The sequence below is a fragment of the Pseudomonas izuensis genome, from assembly GCF_009861505.1.
Classification (GTDB): domain Bacteria; phylum Pseudomonadota; class Gammaproteobacteria; order Pseudomonadales; family Pseudomonadaceae; genus Aquipseudomonas; species Aquipseudomonas izuensis.
This window is the reverse complement of the sequence record NZ_WTFT01000011.1, coordinates 1-18719: the sequence shown is the minus strand read 5'-3', so window position 1 is coordinate 18719 and position 18719 is coordinate 1. Positions and strand designations below refer to the sequence as shown.

The following is an 18719-nucleotide window of genomic DNA, read 5'->3' as shown; positions in this document are numbered from 1 at the left end:
CCGCCCGCTTATGACGCGGGGCGCCTTGCGCGCCCCGTCGATTGAGTAGAAGTTGAAACTTAGATCGCTTTCAGCGTGCCCTTTGGCAGCGTGGCGGCGATAGCGCCTTTCTGGAACTTCATTTCGACGGTGTCGGAAACTTCCAGAACAACGAAATCGTCAGCCACTTTGGTGATCTTGCCAGCGATGCCGCCGGTGGTCACAACTTCGTCGCCTTTTTGCAGGCTGCTCAGCAGGTTCTTCTGCTCTTTGGCGCGTTTGGCCTGTGGACGCCAGATCATCAGGTAGAAGATGACCAGGAAGCCGACCAGGAAAATCCACTCGAAGCCGCCACCCATAGGGCCAGCAGCTGCCGGTGCAGCGGCGTCAGCCATGGCATTAGAGATAAAAAAGCTCATTTAGCACTCCAGTTGCAAATGTTGAATCTTGGGGTCAGAAAACTCAGTCCAAAGGCGGAACGGGAAGCCCGCGTTTGGCGTAGAAGGCATCGACAAAGGCGGCCAATGTACCCTGTTGAATAGCCTCGCGCAAACCAGCCATAAGCACTTGATAATGGCGCAAGTTATGGATGGTATTGAGCATGCTCCCGAGCATTTCGCCGCACTTGTCCAGGTGATGCAGATAAGCGCGGGAGAAGTTCTGGCAGGTATAGCAATCGCAGGTCGGATCCAGCGGCGAATCATCATGGCGATGGAACGCGTTACGGATCTTGATCACGCCAGTATCAATGAACAGATGCCCATTGCGGGCATTACGGGTTGGCATCACGCAATCGAACATGTCCACACCGCGGCGCACACCCTCCACCAGATCTTCCGGTTTGCCAACGCCCATAAGGTAACGAGGTTTGTCAGCCGGCATCTGGCCCGGCAGATAATCCAGCACCTTGATCATTTCATGCTTGGGCTCGCCCACCGACAGACCACCGATGGCCAAGCCGTCAAAACCGATCTTGTCCAGGCCTTCCAGGGAGCGCATGCGCAGATCCTGGTGCATGCCGCCCTGAACGATACCGAACAGCGCCGCCGTGTTGTCGGCATGGGCGTTTTTCGAGCGCTGGGCCCAACGCAGCGACAACTCCATGGACACGCGGGCGACGTCTTCGTCAGCCGGGTACGGCGTGCATTCGTCGAAAATCATCACGATGTCCGAGCCCAGGTCACGCTGGACCTGCATCGACTCTTCCGGCCCCATGAACACTTTGGCGCCATCGACCGGGGAGGCAAAGGTCACGCCCTCCTCCTTGATCTTGCGCATGGCGCCCAGGCTGAACACCTGGAAACCACCGGAGTCGGTCAGGATCGGACCTTTCCACTTCATGAAATCGTGCAGGTCGCCGTGCTTCTTGATCACTTCCGTGCCCGGACGCAGCCACAGGTGGAAGGTATTGCCCAGAATGATTTCAGCGCCAGTGGCCTCGATATCCCGCGGCAGCATGCCCTTGACCGTGCCGTAGGTGCCCACCGGCATGAAGGCCGGGGTCTCGACGGTGCCACGAGGGAAGGTCAGACGACCACGACGAGCCTTGCCGTCAGTAGCAAGTAACTCAAACGACATACGACATTGGCGACTCATTCTTTGTCCTCAGGGCCACGTGGTGCGGGGTTACGGGTGATAAACATCGCATCACCGTAGCTGAAAAAGCGGTATTCGTTGTCGACGGCGGCCTTATAGGCGGCCATGGTCTCGGGATAACCGGCGAAGGCCGAGACCAGCATCAACAACGTGGATTCGGGCAAATGGAAGTTGGTGACCAGGGCATCGACCACATGAAACGGCCGACCCGGGTAGATGAAAATGTCGGTATCGCCGCTGAACGGCTTGAGCACGCCATCGCGGGCAGCGCTTTCCAGGGAACGCACGCTGGTGGTCCCCACCGCCACCACCCGACCGCCGCGAGCGCGACAGGCGGCAACCGCATCCACCACATCCTGGCCGACTTCCAGCCATTCGCTGTGCATGTGGTGATCTTCGATTTTCTCGACGCGCACCGGCTGGAACGTACCCGCACCGACGTGCAAGGTCACGAACGCCGTCTCGACGCCCTTGGCGGCAATCGCCTCCATCAGCACCTGATCGAAATGCAGCCCCGCCGTCGGCGCCGCCACCGCGCCCAAACGCTCGGCGTAGACAGTCTGGTAACGCTCGCGGTCCGCGCCTTCATCCGGGCGGTCTATATATGGAGGCAACGGCATGTGCCCGACGCGGTCAAGCAGCGGCAGCACTTCCTCGGCAAACCCAAGCTCGAACAACGCATCATGACGCGCCAGCATCTCGGCCTCGCCACCGCCGTCAATCAGGATCTTCGACCCCGGCTTGGGCGACTTGCTGGACCGCACATGGGCCAGCACGCGATGACTGTCCAGCACCCGCTCCACCAGGATTTCCAGCTTGCCGCCGGAAGCCTTCTGGCCAAACAGCCGCGCCGGAATCACCCGGGTATTGTTGAACACCATCAAATCGCCAGGGCGCAAATGCTCCAGCAAATCAGTGAATTGACGGTGTGCCAGGGCGCCGCTGACCCCATCCAGGGTCAACAGGCGACTACCGCGACGCTCGGCCAAAGGATGGCGGGCGATCAGCGAATCAGGGAGCTCGAAAGTAAAGTCAGCAACGCGCATGATGGGGTTCGTCTAGCAGGGCCGGGAAGTCTAGCGGAAATATCAAAAATTCTCCATGTACCTGATTGACCGACGGTTATCTCATCTTTATACTCCGCGGCCATTGCCCTGATGGCGGAATTGGTAGACGCGGCGGATTCAAAATCCGTTTTCGAAAGGAGTGGGAGTTCGAGTCTCCCTCGGGGCACCAAAATTAAGAAAGGTCTTGCTTAGCAAGGCCTTTTTTTTCGCCCACAGAAAAGCCACTGACACGCCGCCGACCTGTAGGAGCTGGCTTGCCAGCGAATTTCTTGATCTTCACACCCTCGGTCAGTAAGACACTCATCAAGGATTTCCCATGGAATCGCAACTGGAAACCGTCGCCCTCTTCTCTCTCAAGCTGGCTTATGAGTCGGAAGGTTCAAGCCCGATTTTGCGGGATGACTTGGTGATGGGGGATTACCAGCGGGATGTGTTTGAGTTGCTGGTGCGCAGAGATGATGTCGCGACTATCAAGGGCAAAGTGGCTGAATGCGTGGGGCTGGCGCTTGAAGCGATAGGTGGGGCTGATAAGCCACTGGGCCGAGAGCTGAATAGATTGTCGGGGAATTTCAGCGCGGCACAGACGCTGGAGCAGCTTGATACTCCGCTCATTGCGCTTAAGGATTACTTGAAAGATATTCAGTGAATGACCGTGTTAGGGAAAGTTTAGTAACCCTTTACACCGACTGATACTGGCTAAGGTTTTGGCTGATATGGAAGTATATCTGCCCACTTTTCATTGCGTCAGCAGACAGCAACGAAGGACCTATTCAGCATCACAAGGACGTATCAATGCGGCAAATCGCCCTCAGCAACAAACCACTCAGAGGCATTCCCCGCCGCCTCCGCGCTCTGGAACACTGGGCCTCCACTTTTCGCGACGAATTTCACCCGCGAACCGAGCACATGGAGCGCTATACAAACTGGAAGATCCCGGTGCACGAGGCCCTGGTCGAAGGCCCTCACGCCAGAATCGAAAACCAGGCCTTCTGTATTCAGCAGCTGCTCGAAGCCGCCAACCACCTGTCCAACGCGGCTGAACGCTCACAGGGCTACTACCGCGTCGCTTGCCTGCTAGTGTGGCCATGGGTTCACCAGAGCGAGATCACCATTTTCTATGACCGGGACTACTATCTTGGCTTTCTCGGTGAGACCAACACGCTCAAGCCAGAGCGGATCAGTGATGTGCTTGCATTGCGCATACCAGAGCATTTCATTGAGCATGGGCATGATGTGACTCAAGCTGATGATGAGGTTGCAGTGCAGTGGTGGTGTATTGGGGAAGCGGCCTGACGGCTTTGGCGAACAGGCTCGCCCCATTGGGATTGTGGTGATCCGACAAGCATCACTTGGCTCGAGTGCGTGAAAATAAATCCGTCCCCTTTTCCCTTCTCACCGAAGTTGCTGCCTACGCCACAGATAGCGACCGCCACGCCTGGGCTGCGCGTTATTTGACGTCGATGAGTAAGGCGTTGGTGGATGATGCGGTGAAGGTGCTGAGTCGGACTTGCACGCCGGCCTCCAGGCAAGCGGGGGTAAAGGCTGAGGTAGTGATTGAAACACTGAAATAGCTTCAGATTTCAGAAGTCAGGCATGACGCTTGTGGGAACGGGCTGGGTTGCGGTGGCCGGGGTATTCAGCGGGATATGTGGATGTCTTGGGTTTTTCGCGAGCGGGCTCGCTCCTACAGTGGGTTTGCTACAACCCAATGGCTATTGGACCGACCGCTGACTAAAATTCAGTGGGGGATCTCTTCAACGAGCCCTTACAAGGCGGGAGGTTTTACGATGAAGGTCGTAACTTCGCTGGCGTTGCTGGTAGCGGCAGGATGGATCTGCGTGGTGGGTGCAGCCCCGAAGCAAATCGTTGCCGTTCCCTTGAATGCAACTACTTACAATGCCGGGCATATCGCTCAGGCCATACTGACCCCCTTGAGCAGTCGTGAGACGGCGCTCTCGTTGTTCGTCGGCGGTGTACCCAATGGCACTGCCATTCCGGCGCACTTGTATACCTATATCTACTCGGGAAGCTGCACCAGGCACGAGCCCAAGCCGGCCTATTCACTCAATCGCATCGTGACTGACAACTTCAACGAGCAGGCGGGCATCCAGCTCTGGAAGAGCGTGCCTATGGCTTATGACTCGCTGCGGTCCGGCGGATACGCGCTGGTGATTCGGACAAGCCCGGCCGATGGGAATCCCGATATTTTCTGTGGTGAGCTTGGTTAAGGGTTTTCCCCGCTTCCATGCATAGCGTGGGAGCGGGGATTATCCCTCTCAGGCTGTTTGCAGTATGACGGTGCTCATTCAACAGCAGATGTTGATTGCCTTGCGTTTTTCGCGAGCAGGCTCGCTCCCACAGGGGGTTTTGTGTGTTGTTTGGTATTTGGATTAGCCCCGGGGTTTCGGGGCTTTTTATTGGGTGGTCGGTGATGCGGCGGCCCGTCAGGTCAAAGCAAATGCTGAGAAATCAGTTTCGAAATTTCCACCATCGACGTCTTGCCGGTGAATTCGAATTTCACCCTCCCCAACGATGAGAAGTAAATTTCCAGTTCGGATCCAGGTCGAACGTCCCTGAGGTTTCTACCGAGTACGCCACGATGTTTTTGTACGGCAACGAGGTGAAGTCTTTTTTGCTGCCGGTGATGCCTTGGACGTTGACCGAGATGATGCGTTTGTTGGTAAACACCACGCCGTCGCGCATGGATTTGTATGAGTCGATGACGTGTTCGCCGTCGATCAACAGGGCGGAAACGCGTTCGGCGTATTCGTCGTTTTGCTTGAGTTTGAAGAATCCTTTGTTGTTGAAATCAATCATCTGTCTTTCCCTGTTTTTCAAATGAACGGCTTGAACCTGACTTCATACTCGATCGAGATTGCAGAGTCAGCCCCCCTGCATCTGCTCCGTAGAATTACCCAGGGTTCTGATGCTTCTGCCCGCCTGCAATGCTTGCTATACATCCGCCACGACAAGCCCATAGAGGCATTAAGCCACTGACCGAGGCCCCCGCGCCCCGCTCAACTAGACTTAATGGATAGTCGTAGGCAGAACCGAGCACGTCGCTTTGGTGCAGTTCGATCAATGGCCGCGTGGCAAGCTGCCCTTTATGCCCAGTAGAGGTGCGGCAAAGACCGCGCCGGGCACAACAAGATGCCCATTCAGGGTGCCCTGGCCACCGGCCTGAAAATGCCACGATACCGTGACGTGGTGTGAATGCCGCAGCCGACACTTTCGGACAACCGACAACCACCTGGTGTGTCCATGACCGTGAGGATTGCTGAATGCCTGATGAGAGTTTGCACCTGTCTGTGGTCAACACTCTGCTGGAGCGCCATAAGGGTACTCCCGGCGCGCTGTTGCCCATTCTTCATGATATTCAGGAGCGCATCGGTTACGTCCCCGATGTCACCGTCCCCGAGATCGCCCATGCGTTGAACCTGAGTCAGGCGGAGGTTCGCGGGGTGATCAGTTTTTACCATGACTTCCGTACCGCGCCGCCTGCCCGCCATATTCTGCGTTTGTGCCGCGCCGAGTCGTGCCAGAGCCGTGGTGCCGAGCAATTGGCTGCGCAGTTGCGTGAGCGACTGCAACTGGATGATCACGGCAGCAGTGCCGATGGCAGCATCAGTTTGCGCCCCGTTTATTGCCTTGGTGCCTGTGCCTGTTCGCCTGCGCTGGAGCTGGATGGTCGGGTGCATGCGCGGTTGAGCGCTGAGCGTCTGGATGCCTTGCTTGATGCTTGCCGGGAGGACGCGTGATGCCGACTCTCTATCTGCCCTGTGATTCTATTGCCCGTGCCGTGGGTGCCGATGAGGTAGCCGTGGCCCTGATCACTCAGGCGAAGGCACTTAATCTGCCGCTGGAGTTGCAGCGCACCAGCTCACGCGGTCTGTATTGGCTGGAGCCGATGCTGGAAGTGGACACTCCGCAAGGTCGAATCGGCTTCGGTCCGTTGACCGCAGACGATGTGCCGTCCGTGCTCGATGCGCTACAAAAAGAATCCAGCCATCCCCTGGCCCTGGGCTTGGTGGAAGAGCTGCCTTATCTCAAATCCCAACAACGCCTGCTGTTCGCCCGCGCCGGCATTACCCGACCATTGTCACTGGACGATTACCAAGCCCACGGCGGTTTCGAGGGTCTGAAAAGGGCCATCGCCATTGGCGGCGAGCAAACCGCAACCGCAGTATTCGATTCAGGCCTGCGTGGCCGTGGCGGTGCGGCCTTCCCCGCCGGGATCAAATGGCGCACGGTGCGGGGCACCCAAGCGGCGCAAAAGTACATCGTGTGCAACGCCGACGAAGGCGACTCCGGCACTTTCGCCGACCGCATGTTGATGGAAGGCGACCCCTTCCTGCTGATCGAAGGCATGGCCATTGCCGGCATTACCGTCGGCGCCACCTTCGGCTACATTTATGTTCGCTCCGAATACCCCGACGCTGTGGCCACTCTGCGCGCAGCGCTGAACATCGCCCGTGAGGCCGGATATCTGGGCGCCAATGTCGGCGGCAGCGGCCAGGCTTTCGACATGGAAGTGCGCGTCGGCGCCGGCGCCTACATCTGCGGTGAAGAAACCGCCCTGCTGGATTCTCTGGAAGGCAAACGCGGGATCGTCCGCGCCAAGCCGCCGATCCCAGCCTTGCAAGGCCTGTTCGGCTTGCCGACGCTGGTGCACAACGTGCTGACCCTGGCCTCGGTGCCGCTGATTCTGGCCAAGGGCGCGCAGTTCTATCGCGATTACGGCATGGGACGTTCGCTGGGCACCATGCCCTTCCAATTGGCAGGCAATATCCGTCACGGCGGTCTGGTGGAACGGGCCTTTGGCCTGACCTTGCGGGAGCTGGTGGAAGACTACGGCGGTGGCACCGCCAGTGGCCGGCCGCTGAAGGCCGCACAGGTCGGCGGCCCGCTCGGCGCCTGGGTGCCACCTTCGCAATTCGATACGCCGCTGGATTACGAGGCCTTCGCCGCCATCGGCGCGATGCTCGGTCACGGTGGTGTGGTGGTGGCTGATGACACATTGGACATGGCCCACATGGCCCGTTTTGCCATGCAGTTCTGCGCCGAGGAATCCTGTGGCAAATGCACGCCCTGCCGCATCGGCTCGACCCGTGGCGTGGAGGTGATCGACCGCTTGCTGGCCGCGCCGGATCAGGCCGGTCGTGATGAGCAGGTGATCATCCTCAAGGACCTGTGCGACACGCTGCAATACGGTTCGCTGTGCGCGTTGGGCGGCATGACCTCCTATCCGGTCGCCAGTGCTCTCAAGTACTTCCCCGCCGACTTCGGTCTGCAAGCCTCGGAGGCCGAGCAATGATCACTGTATTCGATCCGAAAACCGATATGGATCTGGGCACGCCGGCCCGCGAAAGCGATGTGCAAGTCACCCTGAACATCGACGGCCGCAGCATCACCGTGCCTGAAGGCACCTCGGTGATGCGCGCCGCTGCATTGATGGGCACCACCATTCCGAAACTCTGTGCCACTGACAGCCTGGAAGCCTTCGGCTCCTGCCGCATGTGCCTGGTGGAGATCGACGGCATGCGCGGCTATCCGGCGTCCTGCACTACGCCGGTCACTGAAGGCATGACCGTGCACACCCAGACGCCGAAGCTCGCGACCCTGCGCCGCAATGTCATGGAGTTGTACATCTCCGATCACCCGCTGGACTGCCTGACCTGCTCGGCCAACGGCAACTGCGAGCTGCAAACTGTGGCCGGTCAGGTTGGCCTGCGGGAGGTGCGTTACGGCTATGAAGGCGAGAACCATCTGGCCGACGTGAAGGACACCTCCAACCCCTACTTCGACTACGACCCGAGCAAGTGCATCGTTTGCAACCGCTGCGTACGTGCCTGCGAAGAAACCCAGGGCACCTTTGCCCTGACCATTACCGGGCGTGGTTTTGAATCCCGGGTGGCCGCTGCTGGCGGTGAGAACTTCCTCGATTCGGAATGCGTGTCCTGCGGCGCCTGCGTGCAGGCCTGCCCCACCGCGACCCTGATGGAAAAAAACGTGGTCGAAATGGGTCAGCCGGAACGCAGCGTGATCACCACGTGCGCCTATTGCGGCGTAGGTTGCTCGTTCCGCGCCGAGATGAAAGGCAACCAGCTGGTGCGCATGGTTCCGGACAAGAACGGCCAGGCCAACCACGGCCATTCCTGCGTCAAGGGTCGCTTTGCCTGGGGCTACGCCACCCACCCGGATCGCATCACCAAGCCGATGATCCGCAAAAACATCAGCGACCCGTGGCAAGAGGTCAGCTGGGATGAAGCGGTGACCTACGCCGCCAGCGAATTCCGTCGTTTGCAGCAGAAATATGGCCGCGACTCCATCGGCGGCATCACCTCCAGCCGCTGCACCAACGAAGAAACCTATCTGGTGCAGAAACTGGTGCGTGCGGCCTTCGGCAATAACAACGTCGACACCTGTGCGCGGGTCTGCCACTCGCCGACCGGTTATGGCCTGAAGCAAACCCTGGGCGAGTCCGCTGGCACCCAGAGTTTCGACTCGGTGATGCAGGCCGACGTGATCCTGGTGATGGGCGCCAACCCCAGCGACGCCCACCCGGTATTCGCTTCCCAGCTAAAACGCCGTCTGCGTGAGGGCGCGCGGCTGATCGTAATCGACCCGCGGCGCATTGATCTGGTGGACTCGGTGCACGCCCGCGCCGACTATCACTTGGCCCTGCGCCCGGGCACCAACGTCGCCATGCTCAATGCACTGGCCCACACCATCATCACCGAAAACCTGCAAGACCAGGCCTTTATCGACGCCCGTTGCGAGGGCAACGATTTCGCCCGCTGGAGCGAATTCGTCAGCCGTGCGGACAACTCGCCGGAAGTCATTGGCCCGATCTGCGGCGTACCCGCTGCCGATATCCGTGCCGCCGCGCGCCTGTACGCCACTGGCGGCAACGCAGCGATCTACTACGGCCTGGGCGTCACCGAACACAGCCAGGGCAGCACTTCGGTGATGGGTATCGCCAACCTCGCCATGGCCACCGGCAACATCGGCCGCGAAGGCGTGGGTGTGAACCCGTTGCGGGGGCAGAACAACGTTCAGGGCTCCTGTGATATGGGCTCCTTCCCCCATGAGTTGCCCGGCTATCGCCACATCTCCAACGTGGCGGTGCGGACCGAGTTCGAACAGGCGTGGAACGTCACCCTGCAACCCGATCCGGGCCTGCGCATTCCCAACATGTTCGAGTCGGCGCTGGCCGGCACCTTCAAGGGTCTGTACTGCCAGGGCGAGGACATCGCCCAGAGCGACCCGAATACCCAACACGTCACGGCAGCGCTGTCGGCCATGGAATGCGTGGTGGTGCAGGACATTTTCCTCAACGAAACAGCGAAGTTCGCCCACGTGTTCCTGCCGGGCGCTTCATTCCTGGAGAAGGACGGCACCTTCACCAACGCCGAGCGGCGTATCTCGCGGGTACGCAAGGTCATGGAGCCGCTGGGCGGCAAGGCCGACTGGGAAGGCACGGTGGCTTTGGCCAATGCCTTGGGCTACCCGATGAACTACAAACATCCATCGGAAATCATGGATGAAATCGCCAGCCTGACGCCGACCTTCACCAACGTCAGCTACGCCGAACTGGATCGCCATGGCAGCCTGCAATGGCCGTGCAACGCCGCCGCACCGGACGGCACGCCGACCATGCACATCGAGCAGTTCGTGCGTGGCAAGGGGCGCTTCATGCTCACCGGTTATGTCCCCACCGAGGAGAAGGTCAACAACCGCTATCCGCTGCTGCTGACCACCGGGCGCATCCTCAGCCAGTACAACGTCGGCGCCCAGACCCGGCGTACCGACAACGTCGCCTGGCACGATGAAGACCGCCTGGAAATCCACCCGACCGACGCCGAGAGCCGTGGAATCAACGAAGGCGATTGGGTCGGCATCGGCAGCCGCGCCGGCCAGACCGTACTGCGCGCGCGGGTCACCGAACGGGTCGCACCGGGTGTGGTGTACACCACCTTCCACTTCCCGGAATCGGGGGCCAACGTGATCACCACGGATAACTCTGACTGGGCCACCAACTGTCCGGAATACAAGGTCACCGCCGTGGAAGTCAGCCGCGTCTACCACCCTTCGGAGTGGCAAAAACGCTTCCAGGAGTTCACTGAAGAACAGCACCGTTTGCTCAAGGAACGCCGTCAAGCTGCCAAAGCGGAGGTGCGCCGATGAGCACTGCCAATCTGATCAAAATGGCCAACCAGATCGCCCAGTACTTCGCCAGCGAGCCGGACCAGCAACAGGCCGTGCTCGGTGTGCGTAACCATCTGCAGCTGTACTGGACGCCCGGCATGCGCAAGGAATTGCTGGCCTGGCAGACGGAGCATCCGGCGGACTTGCATCCGCTGGCGCAGGCGGCGGTCAGTGGCGCGGGGTGGGAGGCTTAGGTTATTACCTGTTGGCTGAAAAAACCTGTAGGAGTGAGCCTGCTCGCGATGAGGGCAGTTCATTCAGCATTGATGTTGGCTGAACTGCCCCTATCGCGAGCAGGCTCACTCCTACAGGGGTTGTGTGTAGTGTTTGCCCGCCTTATTTATCTCCCTCTGTCACCCGCACAGCCGTCTCGATCGCCCGCACGCTGATCGCCGCAAAGATCGCCGTCAGCAACACGCCATTAAATCCAAGCAATATCGCCAATATCCGCGAAAGCGGCCGTTTCGGCACGAGTTCGCCATAGCCAATGGTCAAGCCGGTCACGAAGCCAAAGTAGATGCCGTCAAACGGATCCCAGCCCTCCAGATAACTGATGATCAAGCCAACCGTAACGATGATTATCAGCATCGCGGAAAAGATCGGCCAGGCCAGTCGAAGGTAGAAGCCGACGGATTTGTAGAACTCTCGACGGATGTGCGACGGATGGGCGTGCTTCATGTCATGGCTTCCTGAACGACCGGCGAATTGGCGCCCCATCAGCTTGGCACAAGTTCTGGAATATGAAGACGGACCAGGCAAAACCACTAAACACCGAAGGCAGTGGCAGGATTATCCCCGACCAACAACGCATGCCCTCGACGATGCCGCGTCCCAGGATGCAATGACCTTGCCCAGTGCCCGCAAGGTGCATGAATCACTTACTGTGGACCGAATCCTGTACTCGAATGCACCGGCAACACCACCAACGCTTCCAGCCCGCCCCTGGCCCGATTGCGCAGCGTCAATTCGCCTCCGTGTTCCAGCACAATCGCCCGCGCCGCTGACAATCCCAGGCCAACCCCGCCCGTGCTTTTGTTGCGCGAACCTTCCAGACGGAAGAACGGCGTGAACACTTGCTCCAGGCTGGACTCGGGAATGCCCGGCCCACGGTCCAGCATCCTGATCCGCACCTGCCCGGCATCGGCCATCAGCTCCACCGCCGGCTCAGTACCGTACTTGATCGCGTTCTCCAGCAAGTTGGTCATTACTCGCTTGAGTCCCAATGGCCGCCCGAAATACACCAGCCGCAGCGGCCCGCTGTAAGCCATCTCGACACCCTGATCCCGGTAATCATCCAGCAAGGTGTGCAGCAGTTCCGCCAGGTCAAACTGGGTCGCTGGTTCCAGCCGGGCGTCGTCACGGAAGAATTCCAGCGCCGAGTTGATCATTGCCTGCATTTCATCCACGTCACGGAACAGGCGTTGCTGCTGTTGGGCATCGTCGATGAACTCACCACGCAGACGCATCCGCGTCAGGGGCGCGCGCAGGTCGTGGGAGATGGCGGCGAGCATTTGCGTGCGATCACGGATGAAGTGTTGCAACTGGGCCTGCATGGCGTTGAAGGCGAGGATGGCCTGGCGGATTTCCTGGGGGCCGAGGGGTTCTATGGGCGGTGCCCGGAAGTCCGTGCCGAAGCGGCGGGCGCCTTCGGTGAAGCGTTGCAGCGGCGTGGCGAGGCGGCGGGTGGCGATCAGGGCGACCAGGGCGGTGGAGATCAGCACCAGCAGGATGACGATCAGGTAGCGCGGTGCCTCGTCGAGCCCCCAGCTGCGCGAGGGCGCGGAGAACATCACCCATGAGCCGTCGGCCAGCTCGATCAATAGCGCGTAATGGGCGTCTGCCTTGTGCTCGGTCCAGTCGGCCGGTTCATAAGCCTCGATGCGCCGGCCAGGGGCTTTGAGCATGGGTTGCAGGATGGATGAGCCGATTTCCGACTTGGCATCGTCCACCGCCGGCAAGTCGAGATCCCGCCGGTCGGGGTGCCAGCTGACGATGAAGCCATTCTCGCCGGCGGCTTGCGCCAGTTGGTTGCGCAACGGCACCGGGGCGGCTTCGATGACGCGGGTGATGGCGGCGGCTTTTTCCAGCAGACCGGTTTCGGTCAGCGGCGGGCGCGCCCAGACGCCGGCCAGCTGGATAAACAGGCCGTTGAGCGCCAGTGAAATGAGCATCGCCAGGATGATCGTCAGCGCAATCCAGCGCCCCACCGTATCGCGGCGAAACCGCGTCAGCCAGCTCATCGCCGGGTCACGTTGGGGGTGAACAGGTAGCCACCATTGCGCACGGTGCGAATCATCGCCGGGCGCTTGGTGTCGGACTCGAGTTTGCGCCGCAGGCGGCTGACCTGCACGTCGATGCTGCGATCGAAAGCGTCATGGCAATGCCCACGCGCCAGGTCCAGTAACTGTTCACGGGTAAGGACGCGTTGCGGATGTTCGACGAAGACCAGCAGCAGGTCGAATTCGCCGGCCGAGAGCGGGATCATCACATTGTCCGGCGAGCGCAGTTCACGGCGGGTGACGTCCAGGTGCCAGTCGGCGAAGTCGATCAGCGGTCGTGGCCGTTCCTGCGCCAGCGGACGGCGTTCGTCCACGCGGCGCAGCACGGCGCGCACCCGGGCCAGCAGCTCGCGGGCGTCGAAGGGTTTGGTCAGGTAATCGTCGGCGCCCAGTTCGAGGCCGACCACCCGGTCGCTGAGTTCACCCATGGCCGTGAGCATGATCACCGGGATGGTGTAACGAATCCGCAGTTGCTGACAGAGGATCAGGCCGCTGTCGCCAGGCAACATCACGTCGAGAATGATCAGGTCAGGTGTGTGGCGCTCGATGGCCGCCCACAGCGACGCACCGTCGGTGGCGACCTCGACGCTGTAGCCGTGCTGCACGAAGAATTTTTTCAGGAGATCGAGGACTTCAAGGTCGTCGTCGACTATTAAAAGGCTGTTCACCGAAGGTCACTTAGGGGGCGAATGGAACCGTTATCTAAAACCATTCGCGCCAGCGCGTCATTTATTTCAATCCTGCAATAAAGCGTCAGCGCCGCAATAAACCAGACATCTTTGCGCAAGGCGCGGGGCTCAGCATCACGCCGAATTCCTCCCGAGACTTGCGTCCATGTTGCCTTTGAAGTGTGCCCCCTGGCTGGCCCGTCGTACCTCGATTGCCATGCTGGCCGTTGGGCTCGCGGGTTGCAGCAGCCAGCCCCCGTCCGCTACGACCCTGACCTGCGCCGACACCGACTATTCGGTGTACGACCCGGCGGAACCGTTCAACCGTGGCGTCTTCGCCTTTAACCGGGTGGTCGATGACTACGCCCTGGCGCCGGTCGCTCGCGGTTATCGCTACACCCCGGATTTTTTCCAGGACGGTGTGCATAACTTCGTGGCGAACTTCGGCGAACCCAAGGTCTTTATCAATGACCTGCTGCAGGGCAATCCGGGACGCTCGGCCAATACAATGGGGCGTTTCCTGCTCAACACCACGCTCGGCGTGGCGGGCCTGATCGACGTTTCCGGCAAGGCCGGGGTCCCCCGTCATAGCGCGGACTTCGGTCAGACCTTTGGCGTGTGGGGCATTGGCAACGGCCCGACTGTCGAGCTGCCATTGCTCGGCACGTCCAACAGCCGAGACGCCACCGGTCGCGTGCTGAGCTTCATGGTCGATCCGTTCGGCGACAACAGCGATACCGTGGACACACTGTCCACCGTCAATACCGTCGGCGGCGTTGTCGATGGTCGCGCGCAAGCCTTGCCGCTGACCGACAGCCTGCAACAACTGCCGGATTATTACAGCGCGTTGCGCGATGTAGTCGCCGCGCGCCGCGCCGCTTACGTGGCCGATGGCAAGCAAGGCTCGACGCAGAAGTCCAACCCTCAATGCACAGGAACGCCGACCGATGGCTTCTGATGGCTTGATTTTGCAGCAATGGGTGAGCCGGGACGACGCAACCAATCTGCACTGCCAGGAAACTACCCTGCGACTGTCAGAAGACTGTCGCCAACTGGTGCTCAGCAGCTATACCGAGCACTACGGCCCGGCGGCGCAGGAGTGGATCGAGCACAATCACACGGTGTCGGTGAGTGATTTGCTTCGCTGGTTGATGGCCAATGGAGAGGCTGTCGTCATGAAATCCGGCAGTCGGTCGCTGTCTTGATGTCGGAAAAAGGGGAATAGAAGCGCGGTTACATAATCGGAGTATTCACGCAGGTGTACATAGCGTCGGTCGTGTTGACTCGGCTGTACCCATCACAGACAATCACCGCAATCGCGCCCGAACCTCTGGTGCTGGCTCAGTCCGGCATTATGTTTGGGCCTTCTTTTTTCTGGGACATGGACTGTTGCAGCAATTAGCCCCGCCGAAGCCATTTCGATCCTATAGCGACCTGTCCGCACTGCTCGCCAGCCGAGGCATGCAAATCGCCGATGTAGCGCGTGCCGAACGCAAGCTCAGCCAAGTCGGCTACTACCGATTGAGTGGATTCTGGTACCCGTGCCGTGAATTTCTTCGCGATATGAACAATAACGTAGTCATGTGCGCGGTCAGCAAAAAACCGCTTCGTCGGAATGAATTTGTGCCGGGTACTGAGTTCGACTCCGCGTTCGAAATCTATTTATTCGATAAAAAACTGCGACAGCTCATGCTTGATGCCATTGAACGCGTTGAGGTGCATGTGCGCTCAGTGATTGCGCATGAAGTGGGTTACCACGACCCCATGGCCTATCAAGACATCAGCTTCATCAATCCATCACAGACGAAGACTTTCAATACCAAGCGGGGCCGCCAACGTAACATTTGGTCTGAATGGCTCAAACGTCAGAACGAGCAAATCGAACGTAGCCGAGAAGACAGCATCGAATGGCATCGCCAGCAGCATAAAGCCATGCCCTTTTGGGTAGTCGTGGAGGCGTGGGATTTTGGAACCGCATCGAAGTATTTCGAGATACTGAAAGATGCCCACCGCAACAGAATCAGTCGACGGTTTGGCCTCGTTAACGCAAAAACCCTCAAAGAATGGCTTCAGGAAATCAACACGCTACGTAACCGCTGCGCGCACCACAGCCGGATCTGGAATCAAGTCTCAACGAACCCGCTACCCATCGCTCATGACACTCCCTACTTTCAAAACCTTGCCCTTGATTCGAATGCAACCACCCGCCTTTACGGGCTGATTGCCGTGCTTTGGTTTCTCGTCAAAACCATCGGCGCGAATTCGCAATGGATTTACCAAGTAGCGGATGTCATCGATTCCAAACCTGTGGCGCCTGGCTGTTCATTTGCAGCACTTGGCTTGCCCGATGAAACAGGATTTCCAAGAAAACTGTTCGGAATCTAGCTGACTCCGTTGAAGAATTCTTCGATTACTGCTGACAGGATCAACATCTGCTGGAAACGCACGATGTTAGATAATGGCAGTCATGTGCATGATTCCAACTCATGTCGTCAACTATTTACTTGAGCAAGCTGCGCTATCATCGCCCACCTCTGCGCCCCAAGAGCTTGAACCCGGATGTCCGTAACACTGTCATTGCCCGACGATCATCGAGTATTGCCCCCTGTGCTGGCCGGCCCGCTGTTACGGCGTCTGGAACCCACGTGCCTGGTGCTGTGGCTGGTGGGTTCCCGGCCGCTGGAATTGACCCTGCGATTGCAGGGCATGGGCGACATTCGCCTGGATACCGGGCAATGCACGGTCATTGCGGTGGGCGATCATGCGTTTGTGCACCTGATCGATGTGGCGCTGGATACCGCCCTGCCCTGCGATGAGTTGATCGAGTATGACCTGCTGATCGCTGACGGGACCGGCATCGCCGACTGGGCGCCGCATCTGCTGTACGGCGATGCTCGCATGCCGAACTTCGTTCTGCGCTCACGTATCGATCAATTGCTGCACGGTTCCTGTCGCAAACCTCATCACCCGGCGGCGGACGGGTTGCTGTGTGTCGATGCCCTGCTGGCGCAAGAACACGAGCCCTGTGATCGTCCGGCGTTGCTGATGATGAGCGGCGATCAGGTCTACGCCGACGACGTGGCCGGGCCGACGTTGCGAGCGATTCATGCCTTGATCGAGCGCCTGGGGTTGTTCGGCGAGCACCTGGAAGGTGCCGTGGTCAGCGACAGCGCCAAACTCTACGAGCATCCGGCCAGTTACTACCACCGTGCGGATTTGTTACCGGCGCTTGAGAGCAACGAAACCCTGCGCGAGCGATTTTTCGGCGGCGCGCGTAAGCCGATTTTCACCAGCAGCAGTGCCGACAATCATCTGGTGACCTTTGCCGAAGTCATGGCCATGTACCTGCTGGTCTGGTCACCGCTGCCCTGGACCTTGATCGCTCCGCAGCCGCCTGCGCTGTCCCCCCAAAGGCGCGAGCGTTACGCATTGGAGCAGGCACGCATCGACGGCTTCAAGGCCGGGTTGGGCAACGTCGCACGGGCGTTGGCGCATTTGCCGACCCTGATGATTTTCGATGACAGTCCAAATGTAGCCATATTGACTCCACAAATCGTACCAAGTACTCAAGGGCAGCGATTTTCCGGTACTAAGGCGAGAGCGAATGGTAAAACTGTTTTTCCAGAATTTGGCGCGCAGTTTTCCCCTATATTTAAGAAAATTCTTGAACTGCGCGAATGGGTTCTAAACGGCAGAAAAAGTGATCTTGTCTTCATAGTTGCCCCCAAAAACGGCAATTCAGTTTCGTTCATTGGTCAAAGTAACCTTAGGATGTTCCAAAACCGTCTACTAAAAATGCAGCCGGGTACTAAATGGATCGCACCTCGTCAATGGCGAAAGAACGTTAGTTACCAATACATTGGTCTTAGCGGCGGTGACTTTCAGTTGACCGCAGAAAAACTTGGGAACACTGAACGGACTTTACAAATAAACTATTCACGACCAGCCATAGGAGAATTTGCAGCGCAGATGTTCAGTTTTTTTGACGCCATGCACTCAGCGGCAATCGACCGCACACGGACTGTAGAATCGATTCCCGTGCTCATACTAGACACTAAACGACCGGAGGCAGTTACGGGTAACGATGCAAATATTGATTGTTTCCTATCCTTGTCGGATGAACATGAAATGTGACGACTCTACTGCGCTACACCCAACGCCTAGGATTCTAGACACTAAGTACGAAAATCCGACCTAATGTCTAGATTTCTAGGCGATAGCTTGACGATGCCTCTTGATTCGACAACCTATCTCAAGAAGTGCTTGACTCCAAACCTCGCGTCGAGATGTTAACTGTCACTCTCAAAACGACACAAAAAAATCGCCAGGTTTTCGAAATCATGTGCTAATTGCACTGAGCACCCATAGTCCGGAGAAGATTCACATGCTTTCTCCTATGTGCTATGTACCTGCACTTCTTTATGCATAGGCGGCGTGAGGCACAGGTAAGCCGAAGCCAAGGAGGGGGAAAATGCCGTTCGAGATTCACAACTGGGATGAGGTTAGCCAAGAGTTCCAGCGCGGGACTGTCATTATCGGGAATGGAGCCAGCATTGCTGTCGACGGTTGCTTCAGATACGGCTCGCTCTTGGAAAATACGATCCAGCAAGCGCGCTGTGAAGACTACTTCAACGGATTGAGCCAGAGGAAAAAACGGTTTGGTCAAGGCAGCCAAACCATACCCAAGCAACAGGAGGCCTTTGCGCCGGCCTATAAAGTCGCTGATGGCGCCTGAAAATATCTTGACGAGCATGGCGGTAGACTCGGCAACCCCCTCGATCACTCCGACAGTCAATGCGCTCGCGCCCAATGTGGTGACTAAAAACACAGGCAGTAAACTGTGTACCAGTTCGGAGGATAGATCCATAAACAGACTGACGAAGCCCACAGGCCCTGGCGGGGGGGGGGTTGGGGGGGGGGCG

At 58.7% G+C, this 18719-nt stretch carries 17 protein-coding genes, 1 tRNA gene and 3 pseudogenes; 13 read left to right on the top strand and 8 right to left on the bottom strand.

The window, feature by feature from the left end; translation table 11 throughout:
* Positions 1-59: 59 nt before the first annotated feature.
* The 3 genes from yajC to queA are packed head-to-tail and all read right to left on the bottom strand — an operon-like array spanning position 60 to position 2621.
* Positions 60-398 (bottom strand): preprotein translocase subunit YajC, encoded by a 339-nt coding sequence (gene yajC / locus GPL81_RS10530; protein WP_007916913.1) that lies wholly within the window; start codon positions 396-398, stop codon positions 60-62.
* A 43-nt stretch (positions 399-441) separates the two neighbouring features.
* Complete coding sequence (tgt, locus tag GPL81_RS10525; protein ID WP_162130437.1) at positions 442-1557, bottom strand: tRNA guanosine(34) transglycosylase Tgt; 1116 nt, start codon at positions 1555-1557, stop codon at positions 442-444.
* Between the two features lie 14 nt (positions 1558-1571).
* Positions 1572-2621 carry a tRNA preQ1(34) S-adenosylmethionine ribosyltransferase-isomerase QueA gene (queA, locus tag GPL81_RS10520; protein ID WP_008020244.1) on the bottom strand — a complete coding sequence of 350 codons (1050 nt, stop codon included), beginning with the start codon at positions 2619-2621 and terminating at the stop codon, positions 1572-1574.
* A gap of 105 nt (positions 2622-2726) precedes the next feature.
* Here queA and GPL81_RS10515 point away from each other — a divergent pair.
* The 5 genes and pseudogenes from GPL81_RS10515 (at position 2727) to GPL81_RS10495 (ending at position 4870) form a co-directional block, all read left to right on the top strand.
* Positions 2727-2811, top strand: a tRNA-Leu gene (locus GPL81_RS10515).
* A gap of 147 nt (positions 2812-2958) precedes the next feature.
* Entirely contained in the window at positions 2959-3288 is a 330-nt protein-coding gene (locus GPL81_RS10510; RefSeq protein WP_160106683.1) for a hypothetical protein, read from the top strand.
* Positions 3289-3434: 146 nt separating this feature from the next.
* Positions 3435-3935 (top strand): DUF3916 domain-containing protein, encoded by a 501-nt coding sequence (locus GPL81_RS10505; protein WP_160106682.1) that lies wholly within the window; start codon positions 3435-3437, stop codon positions 3933-3935.
* A 98-nt stretch (positions 3936-4033) separates the two neighbouring features.
* Positions 4034-4213 (top strand): annotated as a pseudogene (locus GPL81_RS10500) (DUF3077 domain-containing protein); the annotation flags it as partial.
* A 216-nt stretch (positions 4214-4429) separates the two neighbouring features.
* Positions 4430-4870: a hypothetical protein gene (locus tag GPL81_RS10495; RefSeq protein WP_160106680.1), complete on the top strand. Its 441-nt coding sequence runs from the start codon at positions 4430-4432 to the stop codon at positions 4868-4870.
* Between the two features lie 221 nt (positions 4871-5091).
* Here the strand turns inward: GPL81_RS10495 and GPL81_RS10490 are convergent.
* Positions 5092-5459 (bottom strand): annotated as a pseudogene (locus GPL81_RS10490) (PH domain-containing protein).
* A gap of 464 nt (positions 5460-5923) precedes the next feature.
* On the opposite strand from GPL81_RS10490, the gene GPL81_RS10485 reads away from it, so the two are divergent.
* From GPL81_RS10485 to GPL81_RS10470, 4 genes are read left to right on the top strand one after another with little or no spacing between them, the layout of a single operon-like run.
* The gene (locus tag GPL81_RS10485) at positions 5924-6400 is read left to right on the top strand and encodes a formate dehydrogenase subunit gamma (RefSeq protein WP_160106679.1); all 477 of its coding nucleotides are present in this window, start codon (positions 5924-5926) and stop codon (positions 6398-6400) included.
* Positions 6400-7956, top strand: a complete 1557-nt coding sequence (locus GPL81_RS10480) for a formate dehydrogenase beta subunit (RefSeq protein ID WP_160106678.1) — start codon at positions 6400-6402, stop codon at positions 7954-7956. Before GPL81_RS10485 ends, GPL81_RS10480 begins: the two co-directional genes overlap by 1 nt.
* The gene (fdhF, locus tag GPL81_RS10475) at positions 7953-10829 is read left to right on the top strand and encodes a formate dehydrogenase subunit alpha (RefSeq protein ID WP_160106677.1); all 2877 of its coding nucleotides are present in this window, start codon (positions 7953-7955) and stop codon (positions 10827-10829) included. Before GPL81_RS10480 ends, fdhF begins: the two co-directional genes overlap by 4 nt.
* Positions 10826-11044, top strand: a complete 219-nt coding sequence (locus GPL81_RS10470; RefSeq protein WP_096513333.1) for a formate dehydrogenase subunit delta — start codon at positions 10826-10828, stop codon at positions 11042-11044. The genes fdhF and GPL81_RS10470 overlap by 4 nt, the downstream gene beginning before the upstream one ends.
* Before the next feature lie 142 nt (positions 11045-11186).
* Here GPL81_RS10470 and GPL81_RS10465 read toward each other — a convergent pair whose 3' ends face one another.
* From GPL81_RS10465 to GPL81_RS10455, 3 genes are all read right to left on the bottom strand, one after another.
* Positions 11187-11528 carry a potassium channel family protein gene (locus GPL81_RS10465; protein WP_160106676.1) on the bottom strand — a complete coding sequence of 114 codons (342 nt, stop codon included), beginning with the start codon at positions 11526-11528 and terminating at the stop codon, positions 11187-11189.
* A gap of 200 nt (positions 11529-11728) precedes the next feature.
* Positions 11729-13090 carry an ATP-binding protein gene (locus GPL81_RS10460; RefSeq protein WP_160106675.1) on the bottom strand — a complete coding sequence of 454 codons (1362 nt, stop codon included), beginning with the start codon at positions 13088-13090 and terminating at the stop codon, positions 11729-11731.
* Complete coding sequence (locus GPL81_RS10455; RefSeq protein ID WP_160106674.1) at positions 13087-13797, bottom strand: response regulator; 711 nt, start codon at positions 13795-13797, stop codon at positions 13087-13089. The genes GPL81_RS10460 and GPL81_RS10455 overlap by 4 nt, the downstream gene beginning before the upstream one ends.
* 166 nt (positions 13798-13963) lie before the next feature.
* Between GPL81_RS10455 and GPL81_RS10450 the strand changes: the two genes are divergently transcribed.
* The 4 genes from GPL81_RS10450 (at position 13964) to GPL81_RS31395 (ending at position 17931) form a co-directional block, all read left to right on the top strand.
* The gene (locus GPL81_RS10450) at positions 13964-14755 is read left to right on the top strand and encodes an MlaA family lipoprotein (protein ID WP_160106673.1); all 792 of its coding nucleotides are present in this window, start codon (positions 13964-13966) and stop codon (positions 14753-14755) included.
* Positions 14745-15002 (top strand): hypothetical protein, encoded by a 258-nt coding sequence (locus GPL81_RS10445; protein WP_160106672.1) that lies wholly within the window; start codon positions 14745-14747, stop codon positions 15000-15002. Before GPL81_RS10450 ends, GPL81_RS10445 begins: the two co-directional genes overlap by 11 nt.
* A gap of 184 nt (positions 15003-15186) precedes the next feature.
* Entirely contained in the window at positions 15187-16182 is a 996-nt protein-coding gene (locus GPL81_RS10440; protein WP_246218917.1) for an Abi family protein, read from the top strand.
* A gap of 174 nt (positions 16183-16356) precedes the next feature.
* Positions 16357-17931, top strand: coding sequence for a hypothetical protein (locus GPL81_RS31395; protein ID WP_246218916.1), 1575 nt, complete (start codon positions 16357-16359; stop codon positions 17929-17931).
* Positions 17932-18391: 460 nt separating this feature from the next.
* Here GPL81_RS31395 and GPL81_RS31390 read toward each other — a convergent pair.
* A pseudogene (locus GPL81_RS31390) lies at positions 18392-18685 on the bottom strand (MFS transporter); the annotation flags it as partial.
* Positions 18686-18719 lie beyond the last annotated feature (34 nt).

Bases quoted from the DNA above. Each gene is read 5' to 3' on its own strand.
- yajC (WP_007916913.1), bottom strand. From the start codon at position 398: ATGAGCTTTTTTATCTCTAATGCCATGGCTGACGCCGCTGCACCGGCA.
- fdhF (WP_160106677.1), top strand. From the start codon at position 7,953: ATGATCACTGTATTCGATCCGAAAACCGATATGGATCTGGGCACGCCG.
- GPL81_RS10445 (WP_160106672.1), top strand. From the start codon at position 14,745: ATGGCTTCTGATGGCTTGATTTTGCAGCAATGGGTGAGCCGGGACGAC.
- GPL81_RS10495 (WP_160106680.1), top strand. From the start codon at position 4,430: ATGAAGGTCGTAACTTCGCTGGCGTTGCTGGTAGCGGCAGGATGGATC.
- GPL81_RS10450 (WP_160106673.1), top strand. From the start codon at position 13,964: ATGTTGCCTTTGAAGTGTGCCCCCTGGCTGGCCCGTCGTACCTCGATT.
- GPL81_RS10505 (WP_160106682.1), top strand. From the start codon at position 3,435: ATGCGGCAAATCGCCCTCAGCAACAAACCACTCAGAGGCATTCCCCGC.
- GPL81_RS31395 (WP_246218916.1), top strand. From the start codon at position 16,357: ATGTCCGTAACACTGTCATTGCCCGACGATCATCGAGTATTGCCCCCT.
- queA (WP_008020244.1), bottom strand. From the start codon at position 2,621: ATGCGCGTTGCTGACTTTACTTTCGAGCTCCCTGATTCGCTGATCGCC.
- GPL81_RS10460 (WP_160106675.1), bottom strand. From the start codon at position 13,090: ATGAGCTGGCTGACGCGGTTTCGCCGCGATACGGTGGGGCGCTGGATT.
- GPL81_RS10485 (WP_160106679.1), top strand. From the start codon at position 5,924: ATGCCTGATGAGAGTTTGCACCTGTCTGTGGTCAACACTCTGCTGGAG.
- tgt (WP_162130437.1), bottom strand. From the start codon at position 1,557: ATGTCGTTTGAGTTACTTGCTACTGACGGCAAGGCTCGTCGTGGTCGT.
- GPL81_RS10470 (WP_096513333.1), top strand. From the start codon at position 10,826: ATGAGCACTGCCAATCTGATCAAAATGGCCAACCAGATCGCCCAGTAC.
- GPL81_RS10480 (WP_160106678.1), top strand. From the start codon at position 6,400: ATGCCGACTCTCTATCTGCCCTGTGATTCTATTGCCCGTGCCGTGGGT.
- GPL81_RS10510 (WP_160106683.1), top strand. From the start codon at position 2,959: ATGGAATCGCAACTGGAAACCGTCGCCCTCTTCTCTCTCAAGCTGGCT.
- GPL81_RS10465 (WP_160106676.1), bottom strand. From the start codon at position 11,528: ATGAAGCACGCCCATCCGTCGCACATCCGTCGAGAGTTCTACAAATCC.